The 12,926-nt window shown below is 67.8% G+C and carries 11 protein-coding genes and 1 tRNA gene; 8 read left to right on the forward strand and 4 right to left on the reverse strand.

Annotated features, from left to right (window positions below; translation table 11 throughout):
* Positions 1–41 precede the first annotated feature (41 nt).
* The 4 genes from BOO69_RS01310 to selD all read left to right on the forward strand — a co-directional run bounded on the left by BOO69_RS01310 (position 42) and on the right by selD (position 7,970).
* Positions 42–776 (forward strand): ImuA family protein, encoded by a 735-nt coding sequence (locus BOO69_RS01310; protein ID WP_071973580.1) that lies wholly within the window; start codon positions 42–44, stop codon positions 774–776.
* Entirely contained in the window at positions 667–2,211 is a 1,545-nt protein-coding gene (locus tag BOO69_RS01315; RefSeq protein ID WP_071969602.1) for a Y-family DNA polymerase, read from the forward strand. The genes BOO69_RS01310 and BOO69_RS01315 overlap by 110 nt, the downstream gene beginning before the upstream one ends.
* Positions 2,212–2,366: 155 nt before the next feature.
* Entirely contained in the window at positions 2,367–5,678 is a 3,312-nt protein-coding gene (locus tag BOO69_RS01320) for an error-prone DNA polymerase (protein ID WP_071969604.1), read from the forward strand.
* Positions 5,679–5,807: 129 nt separating this feature from the next.
* On the forward strand, positions 5,808–7,970 hold the full coding sequence (selD, locus tag BOO69_RS01325; RefSeq protein ID WP_071969606.1) for a selenide, water dikinase SelD: 2,163 nt from the start codon (positions 5,808–5,810) through the stop codon (positions 7,968–7,970).
* Here the strand turns inward: selD and mnmH are convergent.
* From mnmH to BOO69_RS01345, 4 genes are all read right to left on the reverse strand, one after another.
* Positions 7,963–9,009 (reverse strand): tRNA 2-selenouridine(34) synthase MnmH, encoded by a 1,047-nt coding sequence (mnmH, locus tag BOO69_RS01330; protein ID WP_071969607.1) that lies wholly within the window; start codon positions 9,007–9,009, stop codon positions 7,963–7,965. The two genes, selD and mnmH, sit on opposite strands and share 8 nt — an antisense overlap.
* A 75-nt stretch (positions 9,010–9,084) precedes the next feature.
* Positions 9,085–9,717: a LysE family translocator gene (locus BOO69_RS01335; RefSeq protein WP_071973581.1), complete on the reverse strand. Its 633-nt coding sequence runs from the start codon at positions 9,715–9,717 to the stop codon at positions 9,085–9,087.
* 192 nt (positions 9,718–9,909) lie between these two features.
* A tRNA-Ala gene (locus BOO69_RS01340) sits at positions 9,910–9,985 on the reverse strand.
* 101 nt (positions 9,986–10,086) lie between these two features.
* On the reverse strand, positions 10,087–10,413 hold the full coding sequence (locus BOO69_RS01345) for a TIGR02300 family protein (RefSeq protein ID WP_071969609.1): 327 nt from the start codon (positions 10,411–10,413) through the stop codon (positions 10,087–10,089).
* A gap of 111 nt (positions 10,414–10,524) precedes the next feature.
* Between BOO69_RS01345 and BOO69_RS01350 the strand changes: the two genes are divergently transcribed.
* From BOO69_RS01350 to BOO69_RS01365, 4 genes are all read left to right on the forward strand, one after another.
* Positions 10,525–11,217: a M48 family metallopeptidase gene (locus tag BOO69_RS01350; RefSeq protein ID WP_071969610.1), complete on the forward strand. Its 693-nt coding sequence runs from the start codon at positions 10,525–10,527 to the stop codon at positions 11,215–11,217.
* Between the two features lie 46 nt (positions 11,218–11,263).
* The gene (locus BOO69_RS01355) at positions 11,264–11,605 is read left to right on the forward strand and encodes a DUF3140 domain-containing protein (protein ID WP_071969612.1); all 342 of its coding nucleotides are present in this window, start codon (positions 11,264–11,266) and stop codon (positions 11,603–11,605) included.
* Positions 11,606–11,648: 43 nt separating this feature from the next.
* On the forward strand, positions 11,649–12,299 hold the full coding sequence (locus tag BOO69_RS01360; RefSeq protein ID WP_071969614.1) for a GntR family transcriptional regulator: 651 nt from the start codon (positions 11,649–11,651) through the stop codon (positions 12,297–12,299).
* A 179-nt stretch (positions 12,300–12,478) separates the two neighbouring features.
* Positions 12,479–12,925: a GNAT family N-acetyltransferase gene (locus BOO69_RS01365; RefSeq protein ID WP_071969616.1), complete on the forward strand. Its 447-nt coding sequence runs from the start codon at positions 12,479–12,481 to the stop codon at positions 12,923–12,925.
* Position 12,926 lies beyond the last annotated feature (1 nt).

A 12,926-nucleotide genomic window follows, 5' to 3' on the forward strand; every position in this document is an offset into this window, starting at 1 on the left:
GTCTTTTCAATTAGAACAAAACATGAACAATGGAGGAATGCATGCCACCCGATTCTTCTCTTGGGCAGGTGATTGCCCTGTCGGACAAACACCTGGTTCAACCCGTCGCGACACCGGGACAGACCGGTGCGGCGGATGCCCCCGTCTTGCGCGACGTGCTGGCCGGCGGACCCTTCGACGCGGCCGTGACGGGTTTCGTGCTGGCCGCGCTGCCCGACAGTGCGGACCCGGTTCTATGGGTCAGCGACCGGATGTCGCGACGCGAGAACGGGCAGCTCTACGGCCCCGCCTTGCCCGGCTTCGGGGTGCGTGCGCCGGTCCTGCGGGTCGAGGTGAGCCATCCCCGCGATGTGCTCTGGGCGATGGAGGAAGCGGCGGGATGCGCGGGTCTTTCCGCCGTGGTGGGGGAAATACACGGCGCGCCCGAGGTGCTGAGTTTTACCGCGACCAAGCGACTGGCCCTGCGTGCCGAGGCTTCGGGCGTTCCGATCTGGCTGATCCGCTCGGGCGACCACGGGGCGCTGTCGGCGGCGCGGGAACGCTGGCGGCTGCACTCGTTACCCTCCGCGCGGAACCCGTGGAATTGCCATGCTCCGGGTACCCCCCTGTGGGAGGCCGACCTGTTTCGAGCGCGCGGACGGCCACCGGGGGTGTGGGAGGCCTCCTATGACCCCGGCGCCGCAGCGGGCGCGGATCGTCTCCGCCTGGTTTCCCGATCTGGCGATGGACCGCTGGCGCAGGACCACGGCACAGCAGCGTACTCTGCCGGGGGATGAGGTGCCGGTGGTGCTGGCCACCCAAGGCAGCCATGGGCCGATCATCCACGCGGTAAACGCCAGCGGTACGGCGCGCGGTATCCAATGTGGCGCGCGGGTGGTGGATGTGCAGGCGATCCATCCGGACCTGCACGTGGAACAGGCCGATCCGCAGGGCGACGTGGCCCTGCTGGACCGGGTGGCGCAATGGGCGCGGCGCTGGTGCCCCTGGACCGTCCGTGACGGCACCACGGGAATCCTGATGGACGTGACCGGGGCGGCACATCTCTTTGGCGGGGAGGCCGCGCTGCTGCGCGACATGACGGTCCGTTTCCGGATGCAGGGGCTTTCGGCAAGGGTGGCGCTGGCCCCGACACGAGGTGCTGCAAGGATGTTCGCGCGTTACGGCACGGGGCAGGTAATCTGCGCACCGGACGATCTGGAGGTGGCGCTGGCGCCCCTGCCGGTGGCGGCCCTGCCGCTCGATGCGGAAACGTTGCGCCTGCTGACCCGGCTGGGGCTCAAGACCCTCGGCGCGCTGATGCAGGTGCCCCGCATGGCCCTGATGCGGCGGTTCGACCGACTGCCTGTCGACACCAATCCGCTGATCCTGCTGGACCGCGCCCTGGGGCGGCAGAGCGATCCGCTGAATGCCCCGCCGGAGACGCGGCGCTGGCTGGCGCGCGCACGGCTGGCGGAACCCGTGATCGACCCCGTGCCGCATCTCGACGCGCTGGCCAGGGATCTTTGCGGGCAGTTGGCGCGGGCCGAGTGCGGGGCGCGGCGGCTGCGGCTGACGATCTACCGGGTGGATGGCGAATGGCGCAGCCGCGACATGGCACTGGCGCAGGCCAGCCGCGACCCGGCGCATCTTTTGCGCCTTCTGAGCGGCAAGACCGAAGGCATCGATCCGGGTTTCGGTTTCGACCTGCTGACGCTGGAGGCCCTGGCGGTGGAGCCGCTGGCGCTGCACCAGGACAGCCTTGACGGGCAGCGTGATGCGGCCCGCGATGTGGCGGCGCTGCTGGATAGGCTGACCTCCCGGCTCGGTCCCGGCAAGGTCACCTGGTCGGCATGGCGCGAAAGCCATCTGCCGGAACGGGTGGAAGCGCAGGTGCCCGCGCTGGGATCGGTGGTATGCGCCCCCCCGTCCGTGACCCGTGCACGTCCCCTGCGTCTGCTGGTCCCCCCCGAGGAGATCGCGGTGCTCTACGCCGTGCCCGAGGGGCCGCCGGCGCGGTTCCGCTGGCGGCGCGTGGCCTACCTGACCGCGCGGCACGAGGGCCCCGAACGGATCGCGCCGGAATGGTGGCGCGACCGGCCCGGCACCCGGCTGCGGGATTACTACAAGGTCGAAGTGACCGACGGGCGGCGCTTCTGGCTGTTTCGCGAGGGAATCCTGGGGGACGGGCGCGGCGGCGACCCGCATTGGTTCCTGCACGGGATCTTCGCGTGATGCCGGTGACGCGCGCGTTCCGCGGCGCCCCACCCGCCATCCCTTCGGGGGCCTCCCGCCACGGGCGGTTCGCGCGTGCCATGTGGCAGCGTGCGGAGGGTCATGTCCCGAAACAAGGGACGTCCCCGCACCCCGGTCCGGCCCGGTGCACGTGAATGCCGCAGCAGGATGGAAACAAGCGGCGCACGCTGGAGGTGGAAGACCCGTTCCGCCGGCATGACCCCGCGCCTTTCGTGGAACTGGGGCTGGCGAGCTGCTTTTCCTTCCTGCGGGCGGCATCGGACGCGGTGGACCTGACGGCCACGGCGAACCTGCTGGGCTATGACGCGATGGGTGTGGCAGATCACAACACGCTTGCGGGCGTGGTGCGGGTTCATACGGAAGCCAAGAAAGCCATGGTGCGCCCGGTGATCGGTGTCCGGCTGGTGCTGATGTGCGGCACACATCTGCTGGCCTATCCACGGGACCGCGCGGCCTATGCCCGGCTTTCCACCCTTCTCAGCAAGGGCAAGATGGCCGACGTGGCCGGAAACTGGCAGGAGAAGGGCGAGACCCACCTGACACTGGAAATGCTGTCCGCCCACGCCGAGGGGGTGGAGCTGATCGTGATGCCGCCAGAGCGGCTGGCGCTGTTCGAGGCGGGGCTGCCGCGGCTGGTGCGGGCCCTGCCGGGCATGCGCTACGTGGGGGCAGCCTATCTCTATCGCGGTGACGACGTGGCGCGGATCACCCGGCTGGAGGGGATCGCGCGGGCCCACGGTCTGGGCCTGCTGGCAACCAACGACGTGCTCTACCACGCGCCGCAACGCAGGCCCCTGCAGGACGTGATGACCTGCATCCGCGAGGGCACCACGATCGCCGAGGCGGGATTCGCGCTGGAACCCAACGCCGAGCGGCACCTGAAATCCCCGGGCGAGATGTGCCGTCTCTTCGCCGCCTGGCCCGAGGCGATCCGCGCCACGCGGCGGGTGGCGGATGCCTGTACCTTTTCACTGGACGACCTGCATTACGAATACCCCCACGAGATCGAGATACCGGGGATGACCGCGCAGGAGGCGCTGGAGAAGCTGACCTGGGAGGGGGCCGCGCGACGTTATCCCGGCGGAGTGTCGCCGCGGGTCCGGGCGGTGATCGAGAAGGAGTTCGCGCTGATCCGGTCCAAGAAGATCGCCCGCTATTTCCTGACCATCAACGACATCGTGCGTTTCGCCCGTGAAGAGGCGCAGCCGCCGATCCTGTGCCAGGGGCGGGGGTCGGCGGCGAATTCCGCGGTGTGCTTCTGCCTCGGGATCACCGCGGTGGACCCGGAGGAGCATGACGTGCTGTTCGAGCGCTTCCTGAGCGAGGAGCGCGACGAACCCCCCGACATCGACGTGGATTTCGAGCACGCGCGGCGCGAGGAGGTGATCCAGTACATGTATGCCAAGTACGGGCGCGAGCGGGCCGGGCTCTGCGCTACCGTCATCCACTATCGCCCCCGTTCGGCCATCCGCGAGGTCGGCAAGGCGATGGGGCTGAGCGAGGACGTGACGGCGCGGCTGGCGGGCACCGTCTGGGGCAGTTTCGAGGCCGAGATGGCCGAGGGCCGCGTGAAGGAGGCCGGGTTGGACCTGTCGGACCCCTACCTGCGCAAGGTGATCGCGCTGGCACGGGAGATGACGGGCATGCCCCGGCACCTGAGCCAGCATGTGGGCGGTTTCATCCTGACCGAACGGCCCCTGACCGAGATCGTGCCGATCGGCAACGGGGCAATGCCGGAGCGGTCCTTCATCGAGTGGGACAAGGACGACATCGACGCGTTGGGAATCTTCAAGGTGGATATCCTTGCACTGGGCATGCTGACCTGCATTTCCAAGTGCTTCGACCTGATGCGCGCGCATTACGGGGACGACCGCGAACTGGCGACCGTGCCCCCCGACGACGCGGCGACCTACGACATGCTTTGTGCCGGAGATTCCCTGGGGGTCTTCCAGGTGGAGAGCCGGGCGCAGATGGCGATGCTGCCCAAGCTGCGGCCCCGCCGGTTCTACGATCTGGTGATCGAGGTGGCGATCGTGCGTCCCGGTCCGATCCAGGGTGACATGGTGCATCCCTTCCTGCGGCGGCGCCAGGGGCTTGAGGGGGTCAGCTACCCCGCACCCGGGCCGGAACACCCGCAGGACGAGCTGCTGAATATCCTTGGCCGCACGCTGGGGGTGCCGATCTTTCAGGAGCAGGCGATGAAGATCGCCATCGACGCGGCGGAATTCACGGCAAAGGAAGCGAACGAACTGCGCAAGGCGATGGCGACCTTCCGGTCACGCGGTACCATCGAGACCCTGCAGAACAAGATGATAGGCCGGATGGTGAGGCGCGGTTACGACGAGGACTTCGCCCGGCGCTGCTTTGACCAGATCAAGGGGTTCGGCGACTACGGCTTTCCCGAAAGCCACGCGGCCAGCTTTGCCAAGCTGGTCTATATCTCGTCCTGGATGAAGTGCCATTACCCGGCGGCCTTTGCCTGCGCGCTGCTGAACAGCCAGCCGATGGGGTTCTACGCCCCCGCGCAGATCGTGCGGGATGCGCGGGAACACGGGGTGGAGGTGCGCGGGGTGGATGTGAACTATTCCGAGTGGGACTGCACGCTTGAACCCTGCAGAGACGGGTTTGCCCTGCGACTGGGATTCCGCCAGGTCGACGGCATGCGCGAGGAGGCGGGCCTGCGGATCGGGGCGGTGCGCGATGCGCCCTTCGAGGATCTGGCCGGGTTGAAACGCCGCGCGCGCCTTGACCGGGGGACCGTGCGGCGGCTGGCGGCGGCGGACGCGATGCGTTCGATGGGGATCGACCGGCGGCAGGCGCTGTGGCAGGCACAGGGCCTGAAGGATGCGCCCGATCTGCCGATCTTTGCACACGCGGCGGCGGGCGACGAGGGGCCCGAACCGGTGGTGGAGTTGCCGGCCATGCCCAGTGCGGAGCACGTTGTGGCGGATTACCAGACGCTGCGTCTGTCTCTCAAGGCGCATCCGATGTCCTTTTTCCGTGCGAGCCTCTCGCGGCAGGGGGCCCGCCGCACGGACGACCTGCCGCGGATGCGGCACGGACAGCGGGTGTCGCTGGCGGGGCTGGTGCTGGTGCGGCAGAAGCCGGGCAGCGCAAAGGGCGTCTGCTTCATCACGCTCGAGGACGAGGCGGGAGTGGCCAACCTCGTGATCTGGCCCAAGCTGTTCGAGACGTTCCGCCCGGTGATCATGTCGGCGCGGCTGATGATGGTGCACGGCCGGGTCCAGACCGACGGGCGGGTGATCCACGTGGTGGCGGACCGGCTGGAAGACCGGACGGTACGGCTGGACGGGCTGGCGGAGGAAAAGGTGCCGCCGTCCTTCGCCCGCGGAGACGAGGTCACGCACCCGATCCCGGGGCAGGTCGGCGGGCGGCGCCACCCCCGCGATGTGCGGGTGATCCCGAAATCCCGGGATTTCCATTAGCGGCGCGCAGCTTGCCCTGATACGAACAGGAGCGGATGCGCCGCAACCGACTATTTCTGCTGACCACGGGCACGGGCCCCCGCGATTCCCGGGTACATTCATGACGCACAAAGAGAAACCCCAGAGGTGTTGAAGCCGGTTCCCCTGACACGTGATCTCGTGCTGGTGGGGGGCGGACATGCCCATGCGCTGGTGCTGCGGTCCTGGGGGATGAAACCCCTGCCGGGGGTGCGGCTGACGGTGATCAATCCCGGTCCGACCGCCCCCTATACCGGCATGCTGCCCGGTCACGTGGCGGGGCACTACACGCGCGACGAGCTCGAGATCGACCTGGGCAGATTGTGCCGCCACGCCGGGGCACGCCTGATCCTCGGCCGGGCGGAGAGACTGGACCGGGAGGCCCGGCAGTTCCACGTAACCGGCCGCGGACCCGTGGGATACGACGTGGCCAGCATCGACGTGGGCATCACCGCGCAAATGGATCTGCCGGGTTTCGCGGAACATGCGGTCGGCGCCAAGCCGCTGGACGACTACGCCGAGAAATGGCGCGAGTTCCTTTCCCGCGCGACGCAGGGGAGCATCGCCCCACAGGTGGCGGTGATCGGCGGTGGTGTCGCGGGATGCGAGCTGTCGATGGCCATGGCTCATGCGTTGAGCGAAGCCGGTGTCCGCCCGCAGATCACGGTGATCGAGGCAGGGCCGGAGCTATCCGGTGTCGGGCCCACGGCGCGCAAGCGATTGCGGGCGTCCATGGCGGCGCTGGGCGTCACGCTGCGGCGGAACGCGCGGGTCGCGCGGGTCGAAGCGGACCGGATCGTTCTCGAACAGGGCGAGGACGTGCCCACGAGGTTCACCGTCGGGGCCGCAGGGGCCGTGCCGCATGCCTGGATCGGCCGGACGGATCTGCCCCTGCAGCAGGGCTTCATCTCGGTCGGACCGGACCTTGGGGTAAAGGGGGACGACAGGCTCTTCGCGGTTGGCGATTGCGCCGCGCTGACCCACGCTCCAAGACCCAAGGCCGGAGTCTTTGCGGTAAGGGCGGCGCCGGTCCTGCATCATAACCTTCGGGCGGCGCTGGGCGGTGGCCGGCGGCGCGTGTTCCGCCCGCAGAAACACTATCTCAAGCTGGTTTCGCTCGGTGAGCGCGCGGCGCTCGGCGAGAAGTTCGGCATCGCGGTATCGGGCCGGTGGCTGTGGCGCTGGAAGGACCGGATCGACCGTAAGTTCATGGACAAGCTGGGCGACCTGCCGCCGATGACCCCGCCGCCGATCTCGGGGCCGTTGGCGGAGGGCGTGGCCGAGGCCCTCGCCGCAAAGCCGCTGTGCGGTGGGTGCGGTGCCAAGGTCGATGGCGGTATTCTTGGCGGGGCGCTCGCCGGGCTCGGCGCGGTGCGCGACGACGTCGTCGCCGGGGCGGGGGACGATGCGGCGATCATCCGGCAGCCGGACGGCGGTTTCCAAGTGGTGAGCACCGATCACCTCAGGGGCTTCGTCGAAGACCCGTACCTGATGGCGCGGATTGCGGCAGTGCATGCGCTGGGCGATGTCTGGGCCATGGGGGCCGCCCCCCAGGCGGTGCTGTCCACGATCATCCTGCCGCAGATGTCGCCGGCCCTGCAGGCCCGGAGCCTCGCGGAGATCACCCGCGCCACGCAGGAGGTGATGGCCGAGGTCGGCGCGCAGCTGGTCGGCGGCCACACCACGCTGGGTGCCGAACTGACGCTGGGGTTCACCGTCACCGGGCTGCGCGCGCAGATGCCGTTGACGCAGGCCGGGGCGCAGGGGGGCGATGGTCTAATCCTCACGCGGCCTGTGGGGTCGGGTGTCCTGCTGGCGGCCGACATGGCGGGGCAGGCCGACGGGCGCGACATCGCCGCGGCGCTGTCGGTCATGGCCCGGCCGCAGGTCCGCGAGGCGGCGGTGCTTTCCAGGGTCGCGCATGCCATGACCGATGTCACCGGCTTCGGGCTGGCCGGGCACCTGTCGGCTATGGCAAGGGCCTCGGGGCTCGATGCGGAGATCGACGGCGGTTCCATTCCCTTCTACGCCGGCGCGCAGAGGTTGTCGGACGCGGGGGTGGCGTCCTCCCTCATGGCGGCGAACCGGGTCCATGCGCCGGTCGGCGGTGCGGCGCACCCGCTGCTGTTCGATCCGCAGACCGCCGGCGGGTTGCTGGCAGCCGTACCGGCCCGGGCCGTGGATGACACCTTGGCAGCCCTCGCGGAGGAGGGATGCGAGGGACATCTGATCGGCTGGCTGGCCCCCGGCGAGGGTGCCCTTCGGGTCAGGTAAATTCCGCGGAAAGCGCCCTGGCCGTGGCGCGCAGCGTCTCTTCCTCGAGGTCGTCCAGCGACAGGCGCCGCACCGGCGTCACGGCGCCCTGGGCCGCCTTAGAATAGCGCGGATCGTAGTGTGCGGCGACGAGCCCTTCGGCAAGCCCGACGAAATCGCCCGTTTCGGCCTGCTCCTGCCATGCGTCGATCTGCTTTCCCGCGTGGTAGGGGCGCAAGTGGTCGATCTGTTCGCGCAGGCGGGCCGGTTCTTCGGTCAGGTCGGCGTAGGCCCGGCACAGGTATGTGGCGCGTGCCTGCAGCGGGGCCGCGATCTCCACCCGGGGGGCCTCCAGCATCGCCGACCAGAGCGCGGGCGGCACGATGCGGTCACCGACCTTGCTGCTCTCGGCCTCTACCCATGTCACCCGCGCCGGGTCCAGTCGCCCGAGTGCTGCGGCAAGCCGGCTTTCGAAGAGTTTCTGCGCAGGCTGCGGCGCCCCTGTCCCGCCGAACAGGGAACCGCGATGTTCCGCCAGCCCTTCGAGGTCCAGCGCCTGTGCGCCCGCCGCCTCGAGGTGGCGCAGCATTTCCGTCTTGGCGGTGCCCGTGCCACCCGCGATCAGGATCAGCCGGTGTGGCAGCGGCGTATCGTAGAGCGTCCGGACGACCAACCGGCGGTAGCTTCGGTAGCCGCCCTGCAGCAACTGCACCCGCCAGCCGACCTGGTCGAGGATGGTCGCGAAAGCGTCCGAGCGTTGGCCTCCCCGCCAGCAGTAGACCAGCGGCTGCCATCCGCCTTCCTTGTCGGCCAGCGGACCGTCGAGATGGGCGGCGGTATTGCGCGCCACCAGCGCCCCGCCAAGCTTGCGCGCCGAAAACGGCGAGTCGCGCTTGTACATGGTCCCGACTTCCGCCCGTTCGGCATCGCTCAGCACGGGCAGGTTGATGGCACCCGGCAGATGGTCCTCGGCAAATTCGGCAGGAGAGCGCACGTCGATGACGGTATCGACCGCGAGGTCGGCCAGATCGGCGAGCGCGCTGAGGGTGAGGTGTTTCATCGGATGCCTTGCTTTGGGACAGGCCCATGTAACTGGCTTACCGCGGTGCGCGCAATCTGGCAGCCGGTGGCTGCGCTATTGCCGCTGAGGTTGAAAGTCCTTGCTCGCCAGCAACGCCGCTGCGCCGATCATCAGCGCGCCGCAAACCTTGTTCACCAGGCCGAAGGAGAATCGCTTCAGCACCGTCGCCGCCCGGATCCCGAGCCATCCCCACAGCAGAAGGATCGCGCCATCGACCACCAGATACGTCACGCCCAGGATGAGAAGCTGAGGCAGCACCGGCGTGACCGGGTCGATGAACTGCGGAAAAAGCGCGCCGAAGAACACGACGGCAAACGGGTTCGCCATGGACGTGACAAAGCCTTGACGGAACAAACGGAACGATTGGCCGGATGCAGTGGCGGCAACGTTGTCTGTCTGATCTTTCGTGAGGATGAGCTGTACGCCAATCCAGACCAGATAGGCCACCCCGAGCCATTTGATCCAGATGAACGCACTTGCCGAGGTGGCAATGATCGCTGCAAGACCGAAAGCCGCAGCGGTCATTTGCAAGCCGTTGGCTGTCAGGTCACCGGCAATCGTGTAGGCGCTCCGTCTCAGCCCGTGCCTGACACTGTTCGAGATGATGAGAAGCTGACTGGTGTCCGGTGGTGTCGCAAAGAAGACGGCAACCGCTGCCAAATAGATCAGATACGTTTCCATCGGCATCATCGCGTTCCTTGAGTCCCCACTACGGCAGGTTAAGGTCCGAAGATCAATTCGGTCAAACGCTCATTGCGACCGTCTGCAGCCGGTCCGTGGATGGCAGCCTTGTCCTGACCTGCCGACGCGAAGGCCGCCAGGGCAGGGCAAAGTACCTGTCGAAAAGGCAGATCGCCGTGATGTCGCGGGAAGGGAGTTTGGTGGAGCATAGCGGGATCGAACCGCTGACCTCCTGCATGCCATGCAGGCGCTCTCCCAGCTGAGCTAATGCCCCATCTGGTCCGCGTATCGGATGCGGACCGTTTGGTGGTGCGTGATTAGGCGCAAGCGGAGGCGGGATCAAGTGGAAAATCCACTCCCGCCACCGCAATCGGTTCAGTCTTCGTCGTTGGACGCCACGTCGGCCAGATCGTCCAGCGGGACGGTGTCGTCGTCATCGTCGTCATCGTCCAGGATATCGTCATCCAGGTCCACATCGACGTCATCGTCATCGTCCAGGATCGCGTCATCCTCGACCTCGGATTTCTTGGCCTTGGCTGTTTCGGCATCCTCCGCGTCGGCGGCGATCATCCGCGACTTCGACGCGTCGATCTCGAGCACCTCACCCGTGTAGGGGCTGACGATCGGATCCTTGTTGAGGTCGTAGAAGCGCTTGCCCGTTGTGGGGCACAGGCGCTTGGTTCCCCATTCTTCCTTGGGCATGAAACACCCCTCTTGAAAATTGCGTTAGCGTGTAGATGATTCAGGGCAAGTGCCATATGAGGGGAAGACTGTCAAAGGCTTTAGCCCCGCGCCCCCAGTCGAGTCCGTCCGATGACCAAACCCGTCCTCACCGGCGATCCACCCATTCCCCTGATCCTGCGCCGTTCCGCCCGCGCCAAACGCATTTCGTTGCGAATTTCGCAACTCGACGGGCGCGTCACCCTGACGCTGCCAAAGCGGCTGGCGGAGCGCGAGGCGCTGGAGTTCGCGCGCAGCAAGGAGGGATGGATTCGCAAGCATCTGGATGCAAGGGGGACGGACCTTGACGTGTCGCTGGGTGCTGAGGTTCCAGTGGGCGGTCACCTGCTGCGACTGGTGCCGGGACAGGGGCGGCGGGTGGTGATCGGGCCCGACAGTATCGCGGTGCCCGGCCCGGCGGACCGGGCCGGCGTGCGGCTTGCCGGCCACCTCAAGGAACTGGCACGCGACCGGCTCGCGGCGGCCTCGGACACATACGCCGCCCGGCTGGGCAAGACCTATTACCGCATCACCCTGCGCGACACCCGATCGCGCTGGGGGTCGTGTACCAGCGACGGCGGGCTGATGTTTTCGTGGCGGCTCATCATGACACCGCCAGACGTGCTGAACTATGTCGCCGCGCACGAGGTCGCCCACCTTGCGCAGATGAATCATTCGCCCGCATTCTGGGCCGAGGTCAGCCGCATCTACGGCGACTACGAGCCTCCCCGCCGCTGGTTACGGGCCCACGGTGGCAGCCTCCACCGCTATCGTTTCTCGAACTGATCGGCCGCTGGCGCGTTGTCCGTCCGAGCAAGGGAAAGGGCACGAAATGTCATCATCGAAATCGCGGGACGAGATCTGGGACGAATGGCGTGAACTGGTCAACATGGCGCCAAAGGAGCTGGAGGACTGGCTCGACACGGAAGAATCGAAGCAGGTCGGCGACAGCGATGGCGGCGAATCCACCGGCCACCGGTCCGGCAGGCGGATCGTCACGATCAAGCGCACGAACAAGGACGACCTGACCGCCGACCAGTGGGATCACATGGCCACCGTCGTCGGGTACGTCAAACGGCACCTGTCCCAAGGCGGGCCGGATGACGACGTCGAACATTCCGACTGGCGCTATTCACTGATGAACTGGGGGCACGACCCGCTCAAGAACGACTGAAGCCCCGCTTGACGGGGTCGCCAATTGTGATCACATCGCGGGCATGAACCTGACTCCACGCCCCGCCGAGGCCACCCCGCTGGCCCATGATCGCGTCTATCGCCGGATGCGCAGCCGAATCATGCACGGAGACCTGCCCCCCGGACAGGCACTGACGCTGCGGGGCATCGGAAAGGAATACGGCGTCTCGATGACCCCCGCGCGCGAAGCCGTACGGCGCCTTGCGGCCGAGGGCGCGCTGACGATGTCCACGTCGGGCCGGATCTCCACGCCCGAACTCTCCAGCGACCGGATCGAGGAACTTGCGGCCCTGCGCGCGCTGATCGAAGTCGAACTCGCCAGTCGCGCGCTGCCGCGTGCGCACCTGGCGTTGATCGAGCGGTTGCAGACGATCAACAACGCGGTGGCTGAGGCCGTCGCCCAGCGGGACGCGGTGCGGTACATCCGCACGAACCTCGAATTTCACCGCACGCTCTATCTGCGGGCACAGGCCCCCGCGATGCTGGCCATGGCAGAAACGGTCTGGCTGCAGATGGGGCCGACCATGCGGGCGCTCTACGGGCGGTTGCGCCGGACGGAGCCGCCCCAGTTCCACCGTCTGATCATTGCCGCGCTGAGGGCCGGGGACGAGCCCGGACTGCGCCTCGCCGTGCGGTCGGATGTGACACAGGGGCTACGGATGCTCGCGCGCTGACACCGTTACGGTTGACCGGTGCCGGCCACCCGGACAGTATCGTCCGCATGACCCATCTGTCGCCGCTCATCCGCCGCTATCGTCCCGCGTCCTGACCGCGACCCTTTTCGCCTATTCGAAAAATCAATGGTCGCCCTGCGCGCGGCCTCTCCGTGCGGGTGGCCGGAACGGAGTTCTCCATGACCCATATCAGACCGATGAACGAATCCGACGTTGCACAGGTGCATGCCATGGTCTGCGCACTTGCCGCGCACCATGGCGACACCGCCACGCTCAGCCCGGCCGACCTGGCCCGCGATGCGCTGGGCCGCGACCCCTGGCTCAGCCTGCTGGTGGCGGAAGACGCGCGGGGGCTGTCGGGCTATGCCGCCCTGTTCCCGCTGGCCCAGTTACAGTTCGGCGTGCGGGGCATGGATCTGCATCATCTCTTCGTCCGCGAGGAGAGGCGAGGGCAGGGGGTGGCGAAGGCGCTGGTGGCAGGCGCGATCACGCTGTCACGCGCACGTGGGTGCCGTTTTCTGGCGGTCGGCACCGACCCGGACAACATTCCGGCGCAACAGACCTACGGCGCGCTTGGCTTTGACCGGGCGCCGCAGGCGGGGCCGCGGTTTCGGATCAAGTGGTAGG

It is taken from the genome of Sulfitobacter alexandrii, assembly GCF_001886735.1.
In the GTDB taxonomy this organism is placed as follows: domain Bacteria; phylum Pseudomonadota; class Alphaproteobacteria; order Rhodobacterales; family Rhodobacteraceae; genus Sulfitobacter; species Sulfitobacter alexandrii.